Here is a 24,832-nt window from a genome sequence, read left to right as displayed (position 1 = left end):
ATTGGATAAAATACTTACTAATATTAAAAAAATAAGGTAAGTATTTTAGCATATTTTCTTGCCTTAAATTCTCTAATGTAATAATATTGAATTTACTTAATATGCAACAATTCAACCACTTAACATTTAAATGATATTACCAATATCTCCAATTAACAATAGTTGACTTTTTATTGATTTGTTTAGTATTTATTAACTTTTTGTTGTTAAATCAAAAATAATAGGGTAACAGTAGTAAAATAGTTTTATGCGATAAATCAAAATCGTTTATGAAACAAAATTTACTAAAATTTTCACGGTTGCTTTTAACACTTTTGATAGTGTTTTTGGCCTGCGGCAAAATGTTTGCCCAAAACTTGCCGGTACGGGGTATTGTATTGGACGACAACAATCAACCCTTGCCTGGTGTAACGGTTATTGTTAAAGGAAGTACCAAAGGTACTGTAACAGGTGTAAACGGACGTTTCACTATCTCTGTTGATAAAGGCCAGACATTGATTTTTAAATCAATTGGATTTGTTGAACAGGAATTGGTAGTAACAGAGCTAAGTGCATCGATTACCATGAAGCCTGACACCAAGGCATTAACTGAAGTAGTGGTTACAGCACTGGGTGTTAAAAAGGAATTTCAGAAACTGGGTTATTCTCAATCACAGATTAATGGCGATGATTTAACAACAGCACGTGATGCAAATCCCTTAAACTCATTAACCGGAAAAGTTGCCGGTTTGCAAATCGGATCAAGCTCTGAATTTTATGGTGCACCAACCGTTGTTTTACGCGGCAGCACAGACATTTTGTACGTTGTAGATGGTGAGCCTGTTGAATCAGACACCTACGATTTTAATGCTGATGACATTGATACCTATACCGTTTTAAAAGGCCCTAATGCTGCGGCACTTTATGGTTTCCGTGGTATTAACGGTGCTATTATTATTACAACTAAGAAAGGCAGCAAAGATAAAAAAGGCTGGCAAGTTGATTTTAATAGCACAACAGAGGCAGAGAAAGGCTTTATTGTTCTTCCTCAGAGCCAAACTCAATATGGCCGCGGAACAAATTATCAGTACACTTATGGTAACGTATTATATGATAATACCCAACGTTTACCAGAATGGGGGCCGCGTTTTGATGGTGTATTCCAAACCCAACAATATGATAGTCCTTATAACCCAACTACAGGTATAAGACAGGCAACCCCATGGGTAGCCCGCGGAGCAAATAACTTTGATAATTTTGTACAAACCGGTTTAGTTAACACCAATACATTATCAGTAGCAGCAAGTGGCTCAAACTATGATATTCATGTATCATATGGCCACACCTACCAAAAAGGCGATTTTCCTAACACTGAATTAAATATTGACAATTTTAAATTAGCTGCAGGATATGACATTTCACCAAAACTACGTGTTGACGCTGATTTGAACCTGAACGAGCAATATTCACCAAACATCCCTGACGTGGATTACAGCCCTGAAAGCTATGTTTACATGTTTAAGGTTTATGGATCTGCTGATTATGATGTAAGATCAATGAAAAATATTTACCAGGGCCCGCAAGGTGTTCCGGGACTTCAGCAATATGCTGCTGAATATGGACGTGAAAACAATCCTTATTTTGTTGCTGACGAATGGTTAAAAGGAAGAACCAAATCAACTATTTACGGATCATTAAAATTAACTTACAAGTTCAACAGCGATCTGAACCTTTATCTGCGCACAGCGCTTGATACTTACAATGAAAAAAATACCGAAGATGTACCTGCAGGCGCCAACCTTAATCAATACCTTCCATGGTATTCTTTTGGATGGTATGGTGATTACAGACAGGATGACCGTAACCTGTTAGAAAACAACACAGATGTAGGTTTAAACTATAACCATAAATTTGGTAACTGGAACGTAGGTGGATTATTAGGAGCAAATGAGCGTTCATTTACTTATAATTCAGATTGGGAAACTACCCAGGATTTAGCTGTACCGGGCGTTTACGATCTTCAAAACTCGTTGAACAAACCTTACCTGTACAATTTCAATTCAAAAATGCAGGTTAATAGTGCTTATTACTCAGCTGATTTGGGTTATAAAAACTACTTCAACATCAATACCACCGGTCGTGTTGATAATTTATCAACTTTACCATCAGGAAATAACACTTTCTTCTACCCTTCTGTATCAGTAAGCAGTGTAGTATCTGATTATGTTAAATTACCTGAATTTATATCTTTCTTAAAAGTACGTGGTTCATTTGCTGATGTTAAAGGTGGTTTAACCTCACCAACTATTGGTACTTCATACAATGCTTTTCAAACAACTGCTAACGGATTACCATGGAATTCAAAACCAGTTAGCGGATTGATTGGCTACGGAAGTGAGCTTTACACACCTTATAACGGTCCAAGTTATATAAATGAATCTCCGGTAGCGGTTACTTCTATTTATAATGGTACCTCAGCAGCGTCTTTGTCAAATACTATAGCTAATAATGCTTTAAAACCTTTTACGGTTAAATCAACAGAAGTTGGTTTTGACGCTAAATTTTTAGGTAACAGATTAGGATTAAATGCTACATACTTTACAACTACAAATGGTCCTAACATTTATCAGTTACCGGTAGCATCATCAACCACTTACAGTAACCAACTGGTAAATGGTGTAACTACACTTAAAAAAGGCTTTGAAATTGAATTGATGGGTTCTATTCTGAAAAATCCTAATGGAATTAACTGGGATGTGAATGTTAACTACTCAACTTACAGAGAAACGTTAAAATCAATCTACGGCAATCAAACTGAATTATATCAAAATGGCCACGAATACAAAATTGGCGACAGACTTGATGGTATTTATGGTACTAAATTCGTAAGAGATGCTCAGGGTGATATCATCAATAACGGTGGTGTTCCTTTATCTGCACCAAGCCAGGCAAACAATGGCAACTATGGTTTATTAGGCTATGCTGACCCTGATTTCTCTTTCGGTGTAACTAACCATTTCACTTATCATAACTGGTCCTTAAGCTTCCAGTTTGATGGCAGAATAGGTGGTAAAATGTACGACAGAACTTACTATCAGTCAATGAACGGTGGTACAGCAATTGAAACCGCAACCGGCGCATACGGTGCAGCACGTTTAGCAGAATGGAACAGTACTGCTGAAGGCACTAAAGCTGCAACTCCTGAATACGTTGGCCCTGGTGTTACTATTGTAAGCGGTACTCCACAATATGGTCCGGGCGGTGTAATAACCAACTTAAGCCAGTTAACATTTGCACCAAACTCAACTAAAGTGTTGGTTCAGAGCTATATTTCAAGTGGCATTGGTGGCAACTTTGATGAGTATTACATGATAAGCCGTTCATATGCTAAATTAAGAGAAGCAACAATTGGTTACTCTTTACCTTCCAGTGTGTTGAAAGGTACGTTTATCAGAAAAGTAACCTTCTCATTAGTAGGCAGAAACTTATTGTACTTCGCTGCACGCAAGGATGTTGATCTTGACGAATATGCATCAGGATATAACGCTTCTACGGGTACAATAGTAGGTACAAATGCGGGTAGTGACCTTGAAAGCCCTACAGCCCGTCGTTACGGTGTAAATATTCACTTAACATTCTAATTGTTTAATCGATTTAAAGAAAATATATGAAAATTAAATCATTCATCCCATTTGTACTATTGTTAACAATAGGCATGGTATCTATAACCGGTTGCCAGAAAGGGGATCTTATAGATAACCCTAACGTAGCCAGCAATAACTCACTTGTACCGGTTTCTCTGCTACTTAACACGCTTACCTCTAATTTAATTCGCACATCTGAATTACCTTGGGGTACCTCATCAGTAGGTTCACAATTCGATATTGCTAACTACTCATACTATAGGGGTACAAACAACTACAACTATGGCAGTACAACGGATAGCTATGACATTTTTAAATATGCCATAAAATTACAGCAGCAGTCCACCTTACAGTTAAGCAATCAAACTAACAAATATTATGCGTTAAGCCTGTTTTTTAAAGCTTATTCAGGTATATGGTTAGCACAAAGAGTTGGTGATATCCCTTTTTCACAGGCAGGTAACGCAACAAACCTTACTCCAAAATATGATACCCAGCACGATGTTTATGCAAGTGCTCTTTCTATGCTTGATAATGCCAATACTTTATTGGGCAACCTTATAACAAAAACCCCAACCCTTGCAAACACTGTTTTGGACTCAAGTGGTGATATATTTGGATTAACCTATCTGCAATGGCAAAAAATAATTAATACTTACCGTTTAAGAGTATTAATCAGCTTAAGCAAACGTGCTGTTGATAATGCTGATTTACAGATACCACAGCAATTTGTTACTATAATGGGTAACCCAACTCAATATCCTATTATGACATCAAATAGCGATAACCTGGTTTACAAATTTAATGCAACCAACCGTTATCCTACTTTTTCATTAGGTTATAACCCTTACAACAACTTCTCAAACATTGGCAGCACTTATTTAAACATCACTACTGCTACGCAAGATCCACGTACCTTTGTTGTTGCTACACCGGCACCGGCATCAGTTGCTGGAGGCAAAGCCGTTAGTGACTTTACCGCATATGTGGGTTCTGACATCAACCAAACACAACCTACCTTATTAAACAATTCAAATAACGGTTTGTATTCTTTTGCTAACTACAATCGCTATTATGTTTCATCAACAGGTGCAAGTGCTGAGCCATTTGTATTTATTGGTTACTCAGAAATGTGCTTTAATATCGCTGAAGCAATAAACAGAGGTTGGATAACCGGAAATTCAGCAACATGGTATACCAATGGTATTAATGCCTCTTTAGCTAATTATGGTTTAACCAATGGCGAAGTATTAACCATTAGCTTTCCTGTCACTTCTACTAATACTGCTCTTAACCCTAGTCTGATTGTACAAGGTGGTACCTGGGGAACTGCAACAGTAAATATTACACAGTTTTTGGCTAATGTTGCGTATGCAGGCGACAATGCTACCGGTCTTACACAGATATTAACCCAGAAATATGTTTCTATGTTTAACAACTCTGGATGGGAAGCATTTTACAATTTCCGTCGTACAGGCGTACCTACATTTGGACAGGGTGGTGCCGGTATTGGCACACCAAATAACCTGATTCCACGCAGATGGGAATACCCTTCATCAGAATCAGCAAGTAATACAGCAAATTATCAGGCAGCACTTCAATCTCAATTTGGAAGCACTACTGATGATCCTACTAAAGATACCTGGCTTACAAAATAAGGAAAAATAAATTTTTAATTTAAGCAGGGGATCTTTAGCCAGGGTTCCCTGCTTTTTTCAATTTAAAGCATTATGAAAAAACACTTTTTAATAGTTGCAGCTATTTTAATTACCTGCAATGCATTTGCCCAGATTACCGACAGTACAAAAAGGCATGTTGTTTTACAGGGCGCTGCCAATTTCAGAGACGTGGGTGGTTATAAAACTACCGATGGTCATACCGTGAAATGGGGTAAAGTATACCGCAGTGCCGATATCAGTAAGTTAACTCCATCTGATCTGGAAGAATTAAAGAAATTAAACATCACATTTGATGTGGATTTGCGCGGGCACCAGGAATCAACACAGGCCCCTGATAAATTAAATTCCAATATGGATTATGTTTTGTGCCCTGCTGGCAGTGATAGTTTAAGCACTATGATGAAAGGCTTAATGCAGGTAAAAGGTAAAAAAGGTGCTGACTCACTTTTTATAGCAGACTTTTATGGCAAAACCACCTATCTTGCTGACAGGTATAAACCATTTTTCGGCAAACTATTAGCTTTACCTACCGACCAAAGCCTTGTATTTCATTGCACTGCTGGAAAAGACCGCACAGGTATTGCAGCCGCATTACTTCTTTATAGTTTAGGTGTACCTTACAACACTATAGTTGAGGACTATACCGCTACTAATTACTACCGCAAAGACGAAAATGAAAAAGCAATTAAGGGAATGTCCGGTTATATGCATATTGATAAAGATGTAGCTACTGAAATGATGCTGGCCAAAAAAGAATATCTGGATGCAACCTTTGCTGCCATTGTTAAACAGTATGGTTCGGTTAACAATTTCCTAAAAAAACAGGTAGGCCTGGATGATGAAAAGATAGCTCGCTTAAAAGCGGAGTTTTTAGAGAACTAAATTTTACATAATTTTATAATGAATACAATGGGGCCTAAGCCCCATTGTTATTAAGTTCAGCATTTGCAAATGATACAAACAAGACCTGCCGGAGAAGGCGATATTCCGGCAATGATACCCTTAATTTATGACCTGGGTTACCCCGCCCCTGCTGATGAAATAAAGGTGCGTTTAGAAAACATATTAAGGCTAAAAGAATTCAGGACTTTATTGGCAGTTACGGATGACGGGCAAATTGTCGGAATGATTGGCATGACCGAAAACTATGGTTACGAACATAATGCCAAATATATTCGTGTGCTGGCATTGGTAACCGGTAAAGACTTCAGGAACATGGGTGTTGGAAAAGTGTTGATGATGGAAGCTGAAAAATGGGCGACTGAAATTGATGCCTATATGATCGTATTAACCAGCGGCATGCGCGATGAAAGAAAAACAGCCCATGCGTTTTACCAACATATCGGTTATGAACTCAAATCATATGGTTTTGTAAAAAGACTAAAATGAGCAATCATTTATTTCATATCAGCGAAGAACCGGGCATTAAAATATTTGAGCCAAGGCCATCACCTTCAAAATTTGATTCAATAACAAGCGATGTAGTTTTTGCTATTTCGGAAAAACTGATGCATAATTACCTGCTTCCGCGTGATTGCCCGAGGGTAACCTATTATGCATCAGCGCAAACAACAAAGGCTGACAGGGATAATTATTTTAAGCACTCTTCTGCATATTTTGTTGTAGTTGCTGAATCAGGATGGTATGAGAGAATTATAAATACAACCCTTTACTGTTATGCGTTTTTACCAGATCCGTTCATATTACTAGATGAATGTGCAGGTTATTATATTTCCCACAAGCCTGTTGAACCGATTAAGGTAAAAGTTGTGAATGATTTGATTGGTGAATTATTGCAACGAAATATTGAACTGAGGTTTACCCCTGATCTTACAGCTTTAGCTGATGCGGTTAGTAAATCAACACTTGGCTTTTCATTAATCAGGATGCGCAATGCAAGGCAGAAATAAGATTAAAAAGAATAGCTGAACTTTTAATCATTAAAGTATGTTCGTTCAATTGCAGTTATTTTATAAATCGGGGCATAACAATAAGAGTTAATTACCTGTATTTGCAGCGCATGGCTTTCATTGCTCCTTCAACTTTATCTTGATTTACTACTTCGATAAGGGTATATATCCCGTTTTATTTGCTGATGGCGAAGCGTCGTTATCATATCTTCAAAACAACATTCTATCATCGCATTTTAAATTCAGATTAATTTAACGTAAATTCGTTTGGGGTTATCTTGAATGTCAGCATATAACAGTTTTTCCGATCAAAAATTGACTACTCTACTCCGGGAAGGCGACAAAGCTGCATACACCGAAATCTTTAACCGTTACAACAGCCTTTTGTTCCTTCATGCTTTTAAAAAATTGCAGAATCGCGAAGAAGCAAAAGATGTAGTGCAGGAGGTTTTTGTTAAGATTTGGGCCACGCGGGAAGAGTTTGTATTGGCAACCAATTTAGCAGGCTATCTTTATACATGCATTCATCATAAAATACTTGATCTATTTGCCCATCAGAAAACTGTAACTAAATATACCGGCTTTTTACAGCACTTTCTCGACGAAAGTAAAGGCAATACCGATCACTTGATAAGAGAAAAACAGTTATCATTAATTATTGAACAGGAAATCGCCGCATTGCCTCCTAAAATGCGAGAGGTTTTTGAATTGAGTAGAAAAAAACAGCTTAGTCACAAAGAAATTGCAGGTCATTTGGGCATTTCAGAAGAAACTGTAAAAAGCCAGGTCAAAAATGCACTAAAAATTCTTCGTATTAAACTTGGCATGATTAGTTTTCTGTTTTTTTTGATTTATTTTTAACCAATCGTTATATTTTTCAATTATTTTCCTTTTTTTTCTCACCCCTGAAGCTTTCTTGATCGTCTTAGGCATGAATTAGGATAACATTATCCTTCTCGAATTATGCAAAACAAAGACGCAGAAGAGTTATTGAATAAATACCGGGCAGGTAAAGCAACCGAAGAAGAAATCAATTGGCTGTTGAGTTGGGTATTAAATTTTGAAACTGAACGGCAAACAGATTTTACAGGTGATGATTTGCAAGCCGTTAAGGAAGAAATGTGGCTGCATTTATTAGCGAAGGGTAAAAATCCACACCAAATAAAGCTATGGCCCCGCATAGCTGCGGCAGCTTCAATTTTATTATTCCTTTCTATCGGTAGCTATTTCCTTTTTCACAAACATCTAACCCAACAAATAGCCCAAAATCAACATCAGGATATTGCCCCAGGAAGCAATAGGGCTACTTTAACCTTATCCAATGGACAAAAAATCATTCTATCAAAAGGATTAAGTGGCAAACTGGCGCAGCAGGGTAATGCGCTTGTACAGGTTAATTCAGGTAATGCTATTTCTTACACCGTTTTTGCAGACAAAAGTAATTTGGATACAAAGATTCAATACAATACACTTTCCACCGCAAGTGGTGAGCAATCTCCATATCCATTAGTGTTGGCAGATGGCACTAAGATTTGGCTCAATGCGGAATCTTCAATCACTTTCCCAACCAGCTTTACTGGTAAAGAACGAATAGTGAAAGTTACAGGTGAGGCTTATTTTGAGGTGGTACATAACGCGGCACAGCCATTTAAGGTAATTGCAAAGGGGGAAACCATTCAGGACATAGGAACCCATTTTAATATTAATGCCTACAACGACGAGCCATCAATTAATACGACCTTATTAGAAGGTAGTGTAAAAGTGTCAACAGGTTTTCAAAATGTAACATTAGTACCCGGGCAACAATCTTTACTCTTAACAAAAAACAATAAAATAAGCATTAAAGGTGCTGACATTGAAGATGTAACAGCATGGAAAGATGGCTATTTTGCTTATAAGAAAGCCGATATTAATACCGTAATGCGGCAATTTGCGAGATGGTATAATGTAGATGTTACCTATGAAGGAGCAATACCAGCTACAATGATTACCGGTAAGGTACACCGAAATGTAAGTGCTTCCCAGGCACTGAAAATATTAGCTTACCTGGATATCCATTACCGTATTTCCGGAAAAAAAATAATCATAACCACCTGATTTATAGAAGATAAAATTATCATTTAAATTGCTCACTAAAATTTAAACTATGGTTAACCCTTTACAAAAAAGAAAATAAGCACCCAAGAATGGTTATAAAAGAAAAAACCGCGGAAGTGTTGGCACACAACCACGGTATGTATCTGAGTTAACCCTTTCTCCTACAGGCGGAGCCTGCAGGGAGAATAAACAATTGCGACATTGAGTACTACTTATTAACCCAAACATTAACAAATGTAATGAAATTTTACGCTATTAACATGGCCGTATCCCCTCTTGACGGGTGGCCGATAATCAAAAAGATTCTCCTGGTTATGAAATTAACGACGCTCCTGTTGATTATAGCCCTTGTACAGGTAAGCGCTAAGGGATTTAGTCAAATCAACCTCAGCGAAAAGAATGTACCGGTTGAAAAGGTAATTAAAGCAATTGAAAAGCAAACAGGCTATGTTTTTATTTATGACGAGGCAAAAATAAAACTTGGTTCGGTGAGTGTTGACCTATACAATGCGACAATCAATGAAGCCCTGGCCCAGTGTTTTAAGAACATTCCGGTTACTTTTCAAATTATTGATAAGAATATAGTATTGCAGCCCAAGGTTGAAGAACCCAACCTCTTCGACAAAATCAAATCCATATTTAGCGCCATCGATGTAACAGGTCATATTCTTAATGAACAGGGGCAACCAATTGCCGGTGCAACAGTTACAGTTAAGAATATCAACAAAACCGCGATTACCGACGCAACAGGAAGATTTGAAATTAAAGGGGTTGATGAACATGCGGTGATTGTTATTACTTACTTAGGCTACGTAAAACGGGAATTGCCGGCCGCCGCAGATATCGGGAACATTTGGATGGTTGTGGCAACGAATCAATTGGATGCTGTACAGGTTATTGGTTACGGAGAAACAACAAAAAGATTGAGTACAGGAAACATTTCTACTGTATCTGCAACAGAGATTGAACAACAACCTGTTTCAAACCCGATACTTGCACTGGAAGGAAGAGTTCCGGGTATGTTCATCACCCAGAATGCCGGTTATGCAGGAGCAAATATGACTGTCTCTATCAGGGGGCAGAATAGCTTAACTTCAGGAGGCCCGCTATATGCAAGTTCCCCGCTATATGTGGTTGATGGCATTCCGTTTGGCAGCGGACCTGTGGAACAGTCTGTAGGTGGCTATTCGTCTGGGGGAACAACCGGATTAAGCCCGTTGAATACCATCAATCCTGATGATATAGAAAGCATTTCCGTTTTAAAAGATGCTGATGCCACTGCCATTTACGGTTCAAGAGGCGCCAATGGTGTTGTCCTGATCACTACTAAAAAAGGCAAGCCTGGCAATACCAGGGTTAATGTAGATATATCTAGTGGTTTTGGTGATGTTGATCATAATGTCAATATGGCGTCAACAGCACAATATTTAAGTATACGTAAACAGGCCTTTGCCAATGACAATATTACGCCAACAACTACAAATGCGCCTGACCTGACGGTATGGAATCAAACAGGGAACACTGATTTCGGTAAATTGCTTATCGGCCAAACTTCTTACCAAACCAAAGCATCCATGTCGGTTTCAGGTGGCGACACTTATACTCAATTTTTACTGGGTGGTAACTACAGGCGCGAATCAAGCGTTTTCTATTCAAAAAATGCTGACGAAGCCGGCCAATTTAATTTAAGCTTACAACATAAAAGCCATGACGGAAAGTTTGGTGTAAGTGCTTCTGTAAATTATAATGTGGATAGTAATACCTTACCTAACTATAGTGTGTCATCTGCTAATTATAGTTTGCCCCCCAATTATCCATTATATAACTCTAATGGTAGTTTATATTTTGGCACCGGTTATACCAATCCCCTAGCCGGTTTCAATGTAATAAACAACCTCAAAACGGATAATCTTATTGCCAATACCAATTTTCATTATCTGATATTGCCCGGTTTAGATTTGGCAGCCAACATGGGTTATAACCGTATTAATGCCGAAGGATCGTCAATTAGCCCGGCATCGGCCAACAATCCTTTAACCAATGCTGTTCAAACCAGCACGCTCAACGATAATTATATCGAAACTATCATCATTGAGCCGCAGCTTAATTATACACACACCTGGGGCAAAGGAAAACTTACCGCATTGATAGGCGGAACCTGGCAGGAAACGCAAACTATCCAGCCTTACTTTGTAGTTGGAAGCTTTGCAAATATCGAACTGGCCAAAAGTTTGAGTGCCTTAACCGTATTTGTTAAGTCATCCGGTGATACTGATTATAAATACGACTCAGGTTTTGGCCGTTTAGCTTATGAATGGGATAATAAATATTTAATCAGCGGCAATCTGCGTAGAGATGGTTCTTCGCGGTTTGGGGCCGATCGGCAATTCGGAACATTCGGCAGTATTGCCGGTGCCTGGATATTCTCAAATGAAAGCTTCGCTAAAGATAATTTACCATGGTTAAGCTTCGGTAAAATAAAGACCAGTTATGGTACTGTAGGAAATGATAAAATCACCGATTATAGTTACGAAGCCACATACTACTCTCAAGCAGCTTATGGGGCTGTTAACGGTTTAACTCCTTCTAGAATTGCAAATCCTTATTTACAATGGGAGGTGACTAAAAAATTAGATGCCGAGTTGGAGTTAGGATTTCTACAGGACCGGATATATTTCTCTGCTGATTTTTACCGAAACCGTTCAAGTAATCTGCTTGGAACAACAGCTTTACCATCCCAGGTAGGGTTTGGTTCTTATTATGCCAACCTCCCTGCAACAGTTCAAAATAAGGGACTTGAATTGGAGTTGACAACAGTAAACTTTACAAAAGGCAGTAAATTTTCATGGAGCACTTCATTCAACCTTACGCTGCCTAATAATAAGTTAATTGCTTTTCCAAATCTATCCTCATCTACATTTGCCAATACTTTTGTAATTGGCCAATCACTCAATCCTATACTTGTATATCATTTTACCGGTTTTCAAAATGGCATTGCAACTGTACAGGATTTGAATCATGATGGTGTAATTACTACTGGAATAAATGCTAATGGTAAAGGTGATTATGTTGTTGACGGCAGTTATGATCCAAAGCTATATGGAGGGATTACTAATACTTTCAGTTATAAAAGATTTCAGTTGGATTTTACGTTTCAAGGCGTAGAAAGAGATGCCCAGCGTGGCGATCTTAGCCTGGGTGTTTACCCTGGCCGTCAGTATAATATCCCACAATCTTTATTGGATCTGCCTGTAAAATACTCAACAACTTCTTCTTCAGCTGCAGGAAAAGCATGGTTCTATTACACCAATTCTGATGCTGCTATACAAGATGCTTCCTATATACGCTTAAAGAACGTTTCACTGGCTTTTAATGCGCCTCCATCCTGGTCAAGCCGGCTAAAATTATCATCATTACAGCTTTACCTGCACGGAGAGAACCTATTAACATTTACAAAATATAAGGGGCTTGATCCGGAAACCCTGGGTGCCAATCTGCCGCCTTTACGAATGATAGTAGCAGGCATTAAAACCACTTTTTAATTAAACGACATGAAAAATTCCAGACTATATAAAACAATTAGCACCAATCACGGTGCAAACCTTAAACCGGTTTTAGTTTATATACTACCGGTGATCGCCATTATTCTTACATTAAGTTCGCTGACTAGCTGTAAAAAACTCATCGATATCAAACCTTCTACAACTGCGCAACTTGGCTCAGAAGTGTATACGGATTCAGCATCTGTTCAGGCTGTCATTTCCGGGATGTACGGAAAACTAAGTGTGCTCAGCACTACGCAAAGTTATCGCTCCAGCATCAGTACGCTTTCCGGCTTTAGCGCTGATGAACTAAATTACGTAGGCAGTAGTTATGATCAATTTATAAACAATGCCATCCCGGTTACCGACACAAACGTCGGCGATATATGGAGTAATTCCTATAGCACCATTTACGTAGCAAATAGTCTTATTGAAGGTGTTACCCAATCCTCCAGCATTTCAGTGCAGTTTAAAAATCAGGCCATAGCCGAAGCCGAATTTATACGTTCATTCTGCTATTTTTATTTAGCCAATCTTTACGGTGATGTTCCTCTTGTTTTAACTACAAATGTGGCTACTAACGCCGTTATGGCCCGAACGCCTGTTGCAACCATTTATACTCAGTTAATTGCAGATTTAAAAAGTGCACAAAGCATATTACCTGCTGACTATTCCATATCCGGCAATGCAAGAACCAGAGCCAACAAGTGGATTGTTACCGCCCTGCTGGCCAGAATTGAATTATATAACAAGAACTGGTCTGCTGCAGAAACGCAAAGCGATGCAATAATTGCAAACACAACGTTATTCAGTTTGTCAACTGATCTAACTAAAGTATTTACTCCAGGTAATACTGAAGCTATTTGGCAATTCTATAATGATGCTACCGGTTATACGGCATATGCCGGAACAGTTCTTCCAAATGCTGTAACCAGGATACCAACTTATGTGCTCACTACAGGATTGGTTAACGCATTTGAAACCGGTGACAAGCGTATGGCCGCCTGGACCGCAAGTCTTGTTTATAACGGCACAACTTATTATTACCCCTATAAATACAAAAGTGTTACTACAGGGGCTAATGCTGAATATTATACAATTTTCAGGCTGGCAGAAATGTACCTGATCAGAGCTGAAGCCCGTGCGGAGCAAAGCAATATAAGCGGAGCCCAGGCCGACTTGTCAGTAATAAGGAACAGGGCGGGCTTACCAAATACAACAGCCGGAGACCAGGCTTCGATATTATTGGCCATTGAGCAGGAACGGAGGATCGAGTTAAATAATGAATGGGGCCATCGCTGGCTTGACCTCAAACGCACTGGCCGTGCTAACGCGGTTATTGGGGCATTAAAGCCAACCTGGAATTCAACCGCTGAGTTATTTCCAATTCCCTCTGTCGAGATCACTAACAATCCTAATCTAACTCAAAATCCAGGTTATTAAACTGCGGTTTTCAGATATTAATTAACACACATAATGCAATTAATCTTAAGAAAATGAAACATCAGCGTCAGCTAAAAAAAATAGTACTGCTTTTTTCTTTTTTGTTTGCCTTTATAATAGCACACGCGCAGCAAAAATATACTGTATCTGGCAACATTTCAGGAATAACACAGCCGGTAATGATTCATCTTGAATATCGGGTAAATAGGGAGAATATAGATGATTCTGTTACAACAAAAGATGGAAAATTTGATTTTAGCGGAACAATTTCAAGGCCAACTAAGGTTGTTATGATTATTTTACCTGTTGATAGGAGCAAAGGTTATCATGCAGATATACGTAAATTTTACTTAAGTAGTGGAGCAACGGCTATATCGGGCGATAGCTTAAAAACAGCAATAATACACGGGGGGGCTACTCAGGATGAATACATGCAACTAACGTCAAAGTCAGCCCCTTTGCAGGATTCTATAGATCTGTATACCTGGAAAAGAATGACTGTTGCAAAAGACAAAAAACCAGCGTTGCAGGCTAAATTTAATTTATATATGCTAAAGATGGAGGAAGTTGTAATGGATTTTATGGTAGACAATAATAATTCTTACGTTTCCCTCGATCTTGTTGGAGAAAAATCTTACGTTATTACAGACCCCGATAAATTTGAGGGTTTATATAACATTTTAAGCCCTGATCTTAAAAATACGGATGAGGGAAAAAAATATGCTGAACTCCTATCTCTCACAAGAAAATTAGCCATAGGGCAACCCGCTCTTGATTTCACTGAAAACGACCCGGACGGCAAGCCGGTTTCGTTGGCATCTTTAAAAGGCAAATATATATTGGTTGATTTTTGGGCAAGCTGGTGCGGCCCATGCCGTATGGAATACCCATTCTTAAAGAAAGCGTATCAATTATTTAAGGACAAAAATTTCGTAATTGTAAGTGTATCATTGGATGATAAAAAACCAAACTGGATTAAAGCAATAAAAGACAATGAATTTCCGTGGCTACAGGTTTGCGACCTTAAGGGGTTTAACAATGCTGTTGCAGTAGCTTATGGCATTACAGCTATACCTCAGAGTTTCCTGATTGACCCCAATGGTATTATAATAGCTAAAAATCTTCGGAATAATAATCTTATTGAAGAACTTAACAAGGTTATCAAACCTTAATCTTTAAATTTCTTAATTAATATATAATGAAAAGAATAATCTTAATGATTTTGGTAATGCTGCCAATAATCGGTTTAGCACAAAACAGCGCATTTACATTAAAAGTTAAACTTGATGCCATACCATCTGCAACCAAACTATATCTTAGTTACAACATTCCCGGCAAATTAATAACAGATTCAGCTATCCTTAATAAGGGCCTATTTATATTTAACGGAACAATACCCTATCCGCTCAAGGCGCAATTATGGATGGATCATAATGGCACCGGATTGAAACATTTAGGCAATGATCCGGATAATCTGACCTTTTTTCTTGACAGCGGAGAAATTGATATAAACTCAACAGACTCTATAAAAAAATCGATTATAACCGGGTCCAGGATAAATACTGAATATTTAAAATATAAAGCCTTCATCGCCGGGCCGGTAAAAGAAATGGCTTTAATTGCAAACGAAAATGCTGCGGCTACTACTGATCAGAAAAATGATGCCCAATTTATGGGCGACATTAGCAGTCGGCTTAAACAAGCAGCCGAAAATAAAAAAGAGCTGCAATTACAGTATATAAAACTAAACCCAAATTCCGAATTCAGTTTGGGAGCTTTACATGAAATTGCCGGATCACATTTTGACATTGCGATAATTGAACCGCTATATAATAGCTTATCGGCTAATATTAAAAATACTGTGGCCGGCAAAGAATTCGCGAAAGCTATTGAAGCAGCACGTACAACAGCAGTTGGATCTATAGCTCCTGCTTTTACACAAAATGATGTAAATGACAAACCGGTTAGTCTTGCTGATTTTCGCGGAAAGTATGTTTTGTTAGATTTTTGGGCTTCATGGTGTGCTCCATGCCGGGCAGAAAACCCAAATGTGCTTAAAGCCTATCAACAGTATCACGACAAAAATTTTACAGTGCTGAGTGTTTCTCTAGATCGTCCCGGTAAAAAAGATGCCTGGTTGGCTGCAATTAAAACTGATGGGTTAAATTGGACACAGGTGTCTGATTTAAATTTTTGGAATAACCAGGTTGCTAAGCAATATGGTGTCACGACAATCCCTCAGAATTTCCTGATTGATCCCAATGGTAAAATAATTGCTGAGAATTTGCATGGCGATGAACTACAAAAGAAATTGGCAGAAGTTTTATCCAGATAAGAAATGACATTTACCATTATGATCATGTAAAATAGCGAACCAAAAGCTAATATATTGATACAATACGTTAGCTTTTGGTTATAATAGTAAATACATTAAGTCCACTTGGCATTTGTAAAATGGATAACTTAAGAAAAACGGACAATAAATAACAGCGATAACCCGCCGAAAGACGTCTAATATGAATACATCAGGTAAAAAATAGTGTATAACACTTCTTACATAAACTGTTATATTTGCGCCGCATTGCTTCCGTAGTTCAATGGATAGAATTATGGTTTCCGGTACCATCGATATGAGTTCGAATCTCGTCGGGAGCACTTAAGGAAATGGACTTGATTGGACATTTCCTTTTTTTACGTACTTAATATTATGGAGAATTGTGATTCATTCAATACTTCATGAACAGCTATTTAAAGGAGATTTTCGAAGCTGCAAAGATAAATACCGAGAGGTTGAGTTGACAACCTGATTGCCGCGAAGTAAAAACAGAAATTAAGAAGAAATATGAAATCCTGATAGTAGGGAATATTAATGGAATAGAATTTGGAACAGCTTTCTTAACCCAATTATATTTCCTTGAAAAATCATTGCGGAAAAAGCGTCCGAAAATAAATCCCGAGCTCATTACATTAATAGTTAATAATCTAACTTTTTCCAACTTTTGGGGTGCACTTCATTGCTTGCAGTTTATAAACAGAAAAGGATTGCCCACCTCGCGCGGCAATCCTTTAAACAACTATTAACTGATCGTTTTTAACAAAGCAGTTAATATGAGCAAACTTAGCTACTTGCTTAGAAGTAAAATATTCGAAAAAAACCAATATCAGCACTTTAATTAATCCCATAATGCGAGTTCCTATATTTCAGCGGGGTGATTTTATGGCGTATTTTGAACAACTTAATAAATGTACTTGGAGAATCAAGCCCAACAGTATTTACAATTTTATTGATTGGATAAGACGTGTTTTTAAGCAAAAATTCGGCATGTTTTAGCCTTATGTTTATCAGAAACTGGTGGGGGGTTGTATGATATGCCTGCCTGAATGAGCGGATCAGATGCGTTGCCGACATACATGAATATTTTGACAATTCATGTATACTGATTTTTTGATCAAAATTTGAATATAAATATTCTTTGGCCAGGCTTAGCCGCCTGTAGATTTCATTTCGGGTTACAAATTGAAGATCTTTAAGGCTTTCTTCTACAAAAAGCATATCTTTTTGTAGAAGCGTATAATAATTTAGTAAAATATGATAGAGGAATTCATTTAATAATAATTCATCTTTACAGTTTGACCTTATCAAAACTATTAAATGCTCTATATTATATTTTAGATCCCCAAGCAGCGGAAAAATAGTTTCATTGAAAGTTAAATTATGTGAAGGCAGGGAATTCCCATAATTGTCCGGAAAAGAGCTATCCTTTTTAAGAAAGGATGTTTTAAAATCATCCATAAATCCTTTGCCAAAACTGATTGAAAGTTTTTGAACAGGGCTACCAGAGTCAATGATATCGGAATAAAGCGTTCCTGGGTTAATTGCCAGGAAAGTGTGAGGGGACAAACGCAATTTCTTCTTATTTAAAACGAAGTTTTCATTCCCGTTAAAATTGACATGTAAAGTAAAGTTATTGTTTACCTCGGTTATGTTTTTATACGTCAGTTTACTTGAACAAATACAATTTTCGTTACTTAATTTTAACACATTTTCCATGCTTTCTAGTCTTCTGTGTATGATCTCTCTTCCAGTAAAATAAATTGATTTCCTTCCTTGTCAGTAAATTCTGCTATCATTCCTGCTGAAACGTAGTAAGGTTTATGATTAAAAACAACCCCGTTTTTAGTGATTTCATGATATTGTTTGAGACAATTTTCTGTGTTAAGAATGATGACAGCCTTTTGGTTCAAGCTACATCTGTCTGGTATGATCGCTATATGTATGTCGCTATCGTTATTACTTAACAACTTGCAACGTACGTTTGGCCATAATTCCAGTTCACCTGTATGCTTAAACCCTAAAAAATTCACAAAAAAGGTTTCTTCTTCAGCGATATTCCCTGAAGGAATTGTAACGTATTTTATTCTCATTAGGTAAAAAATTAGTTCGTTTTTCCACGCCAGGCTATTTTTATAATATTTCAAATAGATCTTCCTGATTATTATTTCATCTCCTGGCTTTTATTTTTTATAATTTTATAGTTGGTCAATATGTCGCAAACACTTTGTTAACTGCTTAAAATGATCGCCGTTAGTGATAATTCCGTTTCCGGCATCAGTTTCGTTGAACACCCCACCTTAACTTTCTCAAATATTCCTCCAGCATACATTCAAAGTATTTGGCAAACATTCTGGAAATATGCACCGGATACAGCCCTAATTCTTTTGATAAATAATCCACTAACATGTTTTTCTCATCATAAGGGATCTCTTTTAAGCGCACCATCCATTTGGGTTTGCATTAATCCTAGTCAAATGATCGCAGAATTAAACCTTCAATTGCCAATCTGCTAAAGCTGCCATTGAACTGCATCTCCCCGAATAATTTGTACAATCTGGCCTTTACATCAGAATTTTTGATCTTCAGGCTGCCTTCGGGACTATATAAATAAAACCAGTGAACTACGCCAGCTCCAGTTCCAAATGAAAACCGCGGGTAAACATATTGAGTTTGGTATTGTAATTGGATTCCTAATGACAATGGTATAGTAAAGCCAGAGCCGAACAATGAAACAATTCTAGCCAGTTCCGTTCCTGCATCTCTCCTTGCAAAATAAACGTATTTCAATTGAATCATAACCATAAGACGAGCTTTGACTTGAATATGTTACAAAAGACAAATATTGGAAAGCAGAAATCTCATATCCATTTCTATAGTTTGCTTATTTTTCCCTACCAGCACAGCTTTCTTTTTCTCTGGGTAGTGGGATCAGGACTCAAATCGTAAAAATAAACCGTGCAACATCTGAAATCATGTACGGTTCTTATGCGTATTTTTTAAAGAAAAAAAGCAGGCTCCATACTTTGCAGCGCCATGCCTGCCGGGTCTCGATGTCTTAGTATATCCATGGCCAAAGTGATTCAACTCCATTACAGACGGAGATATTTACCGTGATCAAATTACAAGCAGAGAAAGGTCTTCCTCAGGAACATGTTGTCAATGACCAACGGTTTAATATCTTAAAAGGTTTTTTTAACTTGGGAGGATGAAATACCCCGGTAACCAAAACTAAGATTTGAACACCACTTATGGAAAAAGATAATAAAGTATTCAATAATCTGCGGGATCAATACAACCATATGGGATTACCGGTAGATCTGATAGATGCAAATACTGACTTTACTATATTCAATCTTAAAGATGTTATACATCAAAGCCTCCCATTTAAATCGCCTGGCCACCGGCTCAATTTCTTCGTATTTGTATTTATTAAAAATGGTTTTGGTGAATATACGGTTGACGAACAAAAGGTATCGCTCCAACCTTACACAGTTTATTTTACTAACCCGGGTCATTACCGTTCATACGAGTGGACTGTTGTTGAGGAGGTATACCTGATTACTTTGAGTGAATCTTTTCTTAAAGAAAATGTGCATGCCGATATTTTCGAAGAATTTCCTTTTTTACTGGCCGAAATATTTCCAGGCCGCCTTATAAATGAGGCGTTATTTAGTGAGTTCGAAAGGTTATATCTTCAAATACACACAGAATACATTAACAACTCACCCTATCGTACCGGGATCATAGCAAACTTGTTTGTGGTCTTGTTATTAAAAATTAAGGCCTGCTTTTGGCTGGATTACAATCCTATCTATGAGGGAAACCGGAGCTCGCTGATCGTTAAAAACTTTAAGCGCCTCCTGGAAAAACATTATCGCGACCTTAGCGAAGGTAAAGCGGAACGAGCCTTCAGGATACAAGAATATGCCGATGCACAAAACCTCCATCCTAATTATTTAAGTACAGTTATCAAAACTAAAACTGGCAAACCGGTAGGTACATGGATAGCTGAAAAAACAATTGCGGAGGCAAAGTCACTGTTACAAAATTCATCAATTTCCATCAAAGAGGTTGCCTACCGCTTAGGCTTTGCGGAGCTGGCGCATTTTAGCAATTACTTTAAAAAGCATACTCATATTTCTCCCGTGCAGTTCAGAAAGAATGATAAGCCATCAGCATCTTAGGATATTGCAAGTCTTGCTTTAAGCCTTGCAATTCCCTCCACACTTCAAACATGACCTTTGTATTGTCAATCAAGACAAACAAAAGCAAAGGAATCATGAAAACACTAAATGAAAAAGTAATCTTAGTAACAGGCGCATCAAGAGGTATAGGAGCCGCAGTTGCACACCAATTGGCCCAGGCCGGCGCAAAAGTAATTGTAAATTATGCAGGTGGTAAAGAAGCGGCCAGAGAAACAGTAAACAGCATCAAAGCTAATGGAGGTGAGGCGATCGCTTTACAAGCTGATGTAGGTAAAGCTGATGAAGTAGCTGCAATGTTTGATGCAGCAATTGCACACTACGGGCGGATTGATGTATTAGTAAACAATGCAGGTGTGATGATCACCAAATTATTAAAGGACACTACAGACGAAGACTTTACGCGCCAGTTCGACATTAATGTTCGAGGCACCTTTAATACCTTGCGAGAAGCCGCAACCAAATTAGCCAACGGTGGCAGTATCATTAATTTCTCTTCAACTACTACAAGGGTAATAATGCCCACTTACAGTACCTATGTTGCCACCAAAGGTGCCGTTGAACAGCTGACACGTGTATTTGCAAAAGAAGTCGGGGCAAGGGGAATCAATGTAAATGCTGTCTTACCCGGCCCAACCAATACCGAATTATTCACCAAGGGAAAACAGCAAGAGGTGATTGACCGCCTGGCGAGCTTGAATGCCTTTAACCGCATAGGCGAACCTGAAGATATTGCAAAAGTAGTAGCCTTTTTGGCAAGTGATGACGCCAAATGGATAAGCGGCCAAACTATAGGTTTAAACGGCGCAATGGCATAGTTCAAATAATCACTTTCATCATAAACAATTCAATCAACATTAATAAAACATTTAAAATTTTTAATCATGAACTCATTAAATAATAAAGTAGCCATTATAACCGGCTCAGCAAGAGGATTAGGTAAAGCTATCGCAGAGCGCTACGCAGCTTTAGGTGCAAATATTGTGATCAATTACTCTCGTGATAAAGCATCAGCTGATGGAGTGGTAAGCAACATTACAGCCATGGGCGCAAAAGTAATAGCCGTTCAGGCTGATGTAAGCAAGGTAGCTGAAATAGAAAAATTATTCGCAGAAGCAAAAAAAGCTTTTGGAAAAATTGATATAGTAGTAGCTAATGCTGGTATCGAAATGGTGGAAACCCCTGTTACTGATTTTACTGAAGAACAGTTTGACCGCTTATTCTCCATTAACACCAAAGGCACCTATTTTACCCTGCAGCAAGCCGCAAAACAAATAGAAGATGGGGGTCGTATTATTTATATCGCATCGTCAACTACCTCATTTCCTGTACCAGGTATGGCGGTTTATGGCGGCAGTAAAACTACTCCACGCTACCTGGTAGATATTCTTTCAAAAGAGATAGGCCATCGTGGCGTTACCGTAAATTCTATCATCCCCTTTGCTGTAGATCATTCAGGTATATTTGCTGAAGCAGATTCCTACCCCCGCTTAAGGAAACAATTGCTGGATAGCTGTCCGATGGGTCGCCTGGCTGAAGTGGTTGACGTAGCTAACGTTGCTGAGTTTTTTGCCAGCGATCTTTCATCTTTTGTTAACGGACAACACTTGTTGGTAAATGGTGGAGCCACTAACTAATCAAATTAAAGTCAGGGTCAATAGCAAAGTTCAAACCTTGCTATTGACCTTTAATATATAAAATTATGCTTATTAAAATCATCACATGCCTTATTATGTTTTTTGTGATTTTTATGGGTTTTAAACAAGGAGTTGCGCTGGTAGGCGGAAAGCCTGAGTCCGTAGCTATCTTTGAAAAAGCAAACCTAAATCCATTTTGGCAAATGCTATTTGGTGCGTTTACTATGGCCGGGGCTATTTTTATCCTGCACCCACAACTTTATAAATCGGGGAATATAATAATGGCAGTTTCCATCCTTATTATTATATACCTTCAACTATCCTTTAAGGAAATTAAATCAGCCATAATTGAGTTACCATTTCTTTTTCTTAACCTGTTATTGATTTACCTGCAATATCCTTTGGCTAATTAATGTCATGCTGGGAGCAGCAGGGGAAAATGAAATATTCCCAATTTTTTAACAACTTTTGAAGAACTTATTTAAGTTTATTAACCGGTTTGATTTAGGGGCAGGCTGAAATGAAAACTGCTTCCCTTTCCAGGTTCGCTTTCAATGCTGAAACTACCGTTATGCTTCTTGATAATTTCTGAAGCAATATATAAACCAAGACCCACACCCTGGAAATTCATAGCCGTTTTGCTTACCCGGTAAAAACGCTGGAATAATTGATTGATATCTTCCTTAGCTATTCCAATTCCGAAATCTACGACGCTTACAACTATATTACCCACATCAATTTTTGCTTTTACTAGAACCTGTGTGGCATTTGGTGAATATTTAATGGCATTATTAAGCAAATTAATCAACACCTGTTCAATTCGGAATTGGTCGCCGCTATATAACTGTTCAACGGAACTTTCCAGCAAAATTTCATGCTGATGAGCGGTTAACTGTACATTAACAATGCTATTGGTTAGTGCGTCAGAAAAGTAAAATGCAGCAATGTTTAAATCAATTTGCCCTGAATTAATTTTGGTAACATCTAACAGATCTTCAATAAGTTTCTCAAGCCGTTTGATATTATGGTTAGCATTAACTATAAAGGGATAAATTTTATCCGTGCAGTCTGTTCTTTGTTGCAGGAGTTGGTTAATAGCCTTAATATTGGTTAAAGGTGTTTTGAACTCGTGGCTTACCATATTAAAAAACTCATCTTTTTTTGCTTCAGCTGCCGCCCTTCTTACTTTCTCCTGTTTTTGGATCAATACTTCGCGATTGGCTATGAGCAATTCTGCAGCCCGCTTACTCTTTTCTTCGTCCTGAAAATCAAGTTCTTTAAGTGCTACAATGAGTTCTGCTGCACGTTTTTCTTTCTCCTCATCCTGAAAGTCAAGTTCTATATTGGCGATAATCAGCTCGGCAGCGCGTTTACCTTTTTCATGATTTTGAAAAACGAGTTCTTTATTAGCAATAATAAGTTCATTTGCCCGCTTCTCCTTTTCCAGATTCTGGAATACCAGCTCGGTATTAGCTATAATGAGTTCAGCGGCCCGCTTTTCCTTTTCTTCATTTTGAAAAAGCAGTTCGGTATTTGCCACAGCTAACTCGGCCGCTCGTTTCTCCTTTTCCTTATTCTGAAAGATGAGCTCGGTATTTGCTAAAATTAATTCAGCAGCACGTTTTTCCCGCTCCCTATTTTGCAAGTCAAGCTGAGTATAAGCGATTACCAACTCAGCTGCACGTTTTTCTTTTTCTGAATTTTGAAAAAGCAGTTCTTTATTTGCAATAATGAGTTCGGCGGCTCGCTTTGCCTTTTCTTCGTTTTGAAAATCCAGTTCTTTATTAGCGATCACTAATTCGCGGGCGAGCTCTAACTTCTGGTTGTTTTGAAAATCCAGTTCAATATTGGCAAGAAGGAGTTCTGCAGCACGCTTCCCTTTTTCCTTATTCTGGAAATCGAGTTCAGCATTTGCAATACTCAACTCGCTGGCAAGCTTCACCTTATCCTGGTTGGCAATAATTAACTGATCGGCTAAATTCCGGGTATCCATAATGGTGCCTCCGGCACCTGTAGATTAATAGAAAATGAATTTTTAAAGGCAAGTGGTGCAATAGTACTCATTAATTAATACGCTTGCACATTATTTTAAATAACAAACGTGAAACTATTCGAATTTGTTTGTTTAACCGATTATAAACCTGGCAGGTAAGCAGCCCTGCTATCTTATCGGATGATCCTTATCCTGCCAATAGATCAGATCAAGGTTTAATTTGTGTGAGGTTGCTAAAAGGGCTTTTCTCTTTTCTAGCTTTTCTTTTTGTTCTTCCTTATTTAACGCTAAAGATAAAGACAGGTGGGCGATGATGTTCCCGGTTTGAGAATTAATAAATTCATAATATTTTTTTGCGCCCATAATTACGG

At 38.0% G+C, this 24,832-nt stretch carries 20 protein-coding genes and 1 tRNA gene; 16 read left to right on the top strand and 5 right to left on the bottom strand.

Features of this window, described 5'->3' with window-relative positions; all coding sequences use genetic code 11:
• Positions 1-269: 269 nt before the first annotated feature.
• From JN11_RS02025 to JN11_RS01970, 12 genes are all read left to right on the top strand, one after another.
• Entirely contained in the window at positions 270-3,620 is a 3,351-nt protein-coding gene (locus JN11_RS02025) for a SusC/RagA family TonB-linked outer membrane protein (protein WP_144909122.1), read from the top strand.
• Between the two features lie 26 nt (positions 3,621-3,646).
• Entirely contained in the window at positions 3,647-5,281 is a 1,635-nt protein-coding gene (locus JN11_RS02020; protein ID WP_144909120.1) for a SusD/RagB family nutrient-binding outer membrane lipoprotein, read from the top strand.
• Between the two features lie 72 nt (positions 5,282-5,353).
• Positions 5,354-6,184 carry a tyrosine-protein phosphatase gene (locus JN11_RS02015; protein WP_144909118.1) on the top strand — a complete coding sequence of 277 codons (831 nt, stop codon included), beginning with the start codon at positions 5,354-5,356 and terminating at the stop codon, positions 6,182-6,184.
• Positions 6,185-6,253: 69 nt separating this feature from the next.
• Positions 6,254-6,691: a GNAT family N-acetyltransferase gene (locus JN11_RS02010; RefSeq protein ID WP_144909116.1), complete on the top strand. Its 438-nt coding sequence runs from the start codon at positions 6,254-6,256 to the stop codon at positions 6,689-6,691.
• Positions 6,688-7,212, top strand: coding sequence for a DUF6886 family protein (locus JN11_RS02005; RefSeq protein WP_144909114.1), 525 nt, complete (start codon positions 6,688-6,690; stop codon positions 7,210-7,212). Before JN11_RS02010 ends, JN11_RS02005 begins: the two co-directional genes overlap by 4 nt.
• Positions 7,213-7,527: 315 nt before the next feature.
• Positions 7,528-8,073: an RNA polymerase sigma factor gene (locus JN11_RS02000; RefSeq protein WP_317131262.1), complete on the top strand. Its 546-nt coding sequence runs from the start codon at positions 7,528-7,530 to the stop codon at positions 8,071-8,073.
• Positions 8,074-8,175: 102 nt separating this feature from the next.
• On the top strand, positions 8,176-9,309 hold the full coding sequence (locus JN11_RS01995; RefSeq protein WP_144909110.1) for a FecR family protein: 1,134 nt from the start codon (positions 8,176-8,178) through the stop codon (positions 9,307-9,309).
• 239 nt (positions 9,310-9,548) lie between these two features.
• Positions 9,549-12,851 (top strand): SusC/RagA family TonB-linked outer membrane protein, encoded by a 3,303-nt coding sequence (locus JN11_RS01990; RefSeq protein ID WP_246138925.1) that lies wholly within the window; start codon positions 9,549-9,551, stop codon positions 12,849-12,851.
• A gap of 9 nt (positions 12,852-12,860) precedes the next feature.
• Positions 12,861-14,294, top strand: a complete 1,434-nt coding sequence (locus JN11_RS01985) for a RagB/SusD family nutrient uptake outer membrane protein (protein ID WP_144909108.1) — start codon at positions 12,861-12,863, stop codon at positions 14,292-14,294.
• 53 nt (positions 14,295-14,347) lie between these two features.
• Positions 14,348-15,466: a TlpA disulfide reductase family protein gene (locus JN11_RS01980; protein WP_144909106.1), complete on the top strand. Its 1,119-nt coding sequence runs from the start codon at positions 14,348-14,350 to the stop codon at positions 15,464-15,466.
• Positions 15,467-15,492: 26 nt separating this feature from the next.
• Positions 15,493-16,629 carry a TlpA disulfide reductase family protein gene (locus tag JN11_RS01975; RefSeq protein WP_144909104.1) on the top strand — a complete coding sequence of 379 codons (1,137 nt, stop codon included), beginning with the start codon at positions 15,493-15,495 and terminating at the stop codon, positions 16,627-16,629.
• Between the two features lie 248 nt (positions 16,630-16,877).
• Positions 16,878-16,949 (top strand) — tRNA-Arg (locus tag JN11_RS01970).
• Positions 16,950-17,463: 514 nt separating this feature from the next.
• Here the strand turns inward: JN11_RS01970 and JN11_RS01965 are convergent.
• From JN11_RS01965 to JN11_RS01955, 3 genes are all read right to left on the bottom strand, one after another.
• Positions 17,464-18,345, bottom strand: coding sequence for a helix-turn-helix transcriptional regulator (locus JN11_RS01965; RefSeq protein WP_144909101.1), 882 nt, complete (start codon positions 18,343-18,345; stop codon positions 17,464-17,466).
• A gap of 5 nt (positions 18,346-18,350) precedes the next feature.
• Positions 18,351-18,719: a VOC family protein gene (locus tag JN11_RS01960; RefSeq protein ID WP_144909099.1), complete on the bottom strand. Its 369-nt coding sequence runs from the start codon at positions 18,717-18,719 to the stop codon at positions 18,351-18,353.
• Positions 18,720-19,095: 376 nt separating this feature from the next.
• Entirely contained in the window at positions 19,096-19,425 is a 330-nt protein-coding gene (locus JN11_RS01955) for a hypothetical protein (RefSeq protein ID WP_144909097.1), read from the bottom strand.
• Between the two features lie 452 nt (positions 19,426-19,877).
• Here JN11_RS01955 and JN11_RS01950 point away from each other — a divergent pair, with 452 nt between their 5' ends.
• The 4 genes from JN11_RS01950 (at position 19,878) to JN11_RS01935 (ending at position 22,881) form a co-directional block, all read left to right on the top strand.
• Positions 19,878-20,813 carry a helix-turn-helix domain-containing protein gene (locus JN11_RS01950; protein ID WP_144909095.1) on the top strand — a complete coding sequence of 312 codons (936 nt, stop codon included), beginning with the start codon at positions 19,878-19,880 and terminating at the stop codon, positions 20,811-20,813.
• Between the two features lie 95 nt (positions 20,814-20,908).
• Positions 20,909-21,649 (top strand): SDR family oxidoreductase, encoded by a 741-nt coding sequence (locus tag JN11_RS01945; RefSeq protein WP_144909092.1) that lies wholly within the window; start codon positions 20,909-20,911, stop codon positions 21,647-21,649.
• Between the two features lie 66 nt (positions 21,650-21,715).
• Entirely contained in the window at positions 21,716-22,468 is a 753-nt protein-coding gene (locus tag JN11_RS01940) for an SDR family oxidoreductase (RefSeq protein ID WP_144909090.1), read from the top strand.
• Positions 22,469-22,533: 65 nt separating this feature from the next.
• Positions 22,534-22,881 (top strand): hypothetical protein, encoded by a 348-nt coding sequence (locus tag JN11_RS01935; RefSeq protein WP_144909088.1) that lies wholly within the window; start codon positions 22,534-22,536, stop codon positions 22,879-22,881.
• A gap of 77 nt (positions 22,882-22,958) precedes the next feature.
• On the opposite strand, the gene JN11_RS01930 is transcribed toward JN11_RS01935, so the two are convergent.
• A complete protein-coding gene (locus JN11_RS01930; RefSeq protein WP_144909086.1) occupies positions 22,959-24,461 on the bottom strand; it encodes an ATP-binding protein in 1,503 nt (500 codons plus the stop codon).
• A gap of 168 nt (positions 24,462-24,629) precedes the next feature.
• Positions 24,630-24,824 (bottom strand): hypothetical protein, encoded by a 195-nt coding sequence (locus tag JN11_RS01925; RefSeq protein WP_144909084.1) that lies wholly within the window; start codon positions 24,822-24,824, stop codon positions 24,630-24,632.
• Positions 24,825-24,832 lie beyond the last annotated feature (8 nt).

Source organism: Mucilaginibacter frigoritolerans (genome assembly GCF_007830615.1).
In the GTDB taxonomy this organism is placed as follows: Bacteria; Bacteroidota; Bacteroidia; order Sphingobacteriales; family Sphingobacteriaceae; genus Mucilaginibacter; species Mucilaginibacter frigoritolerans.
Note: the sequence above shows the minus strand (reverse complement) of the source record. Positions and strands in the feature narration are given on the sequence as shown.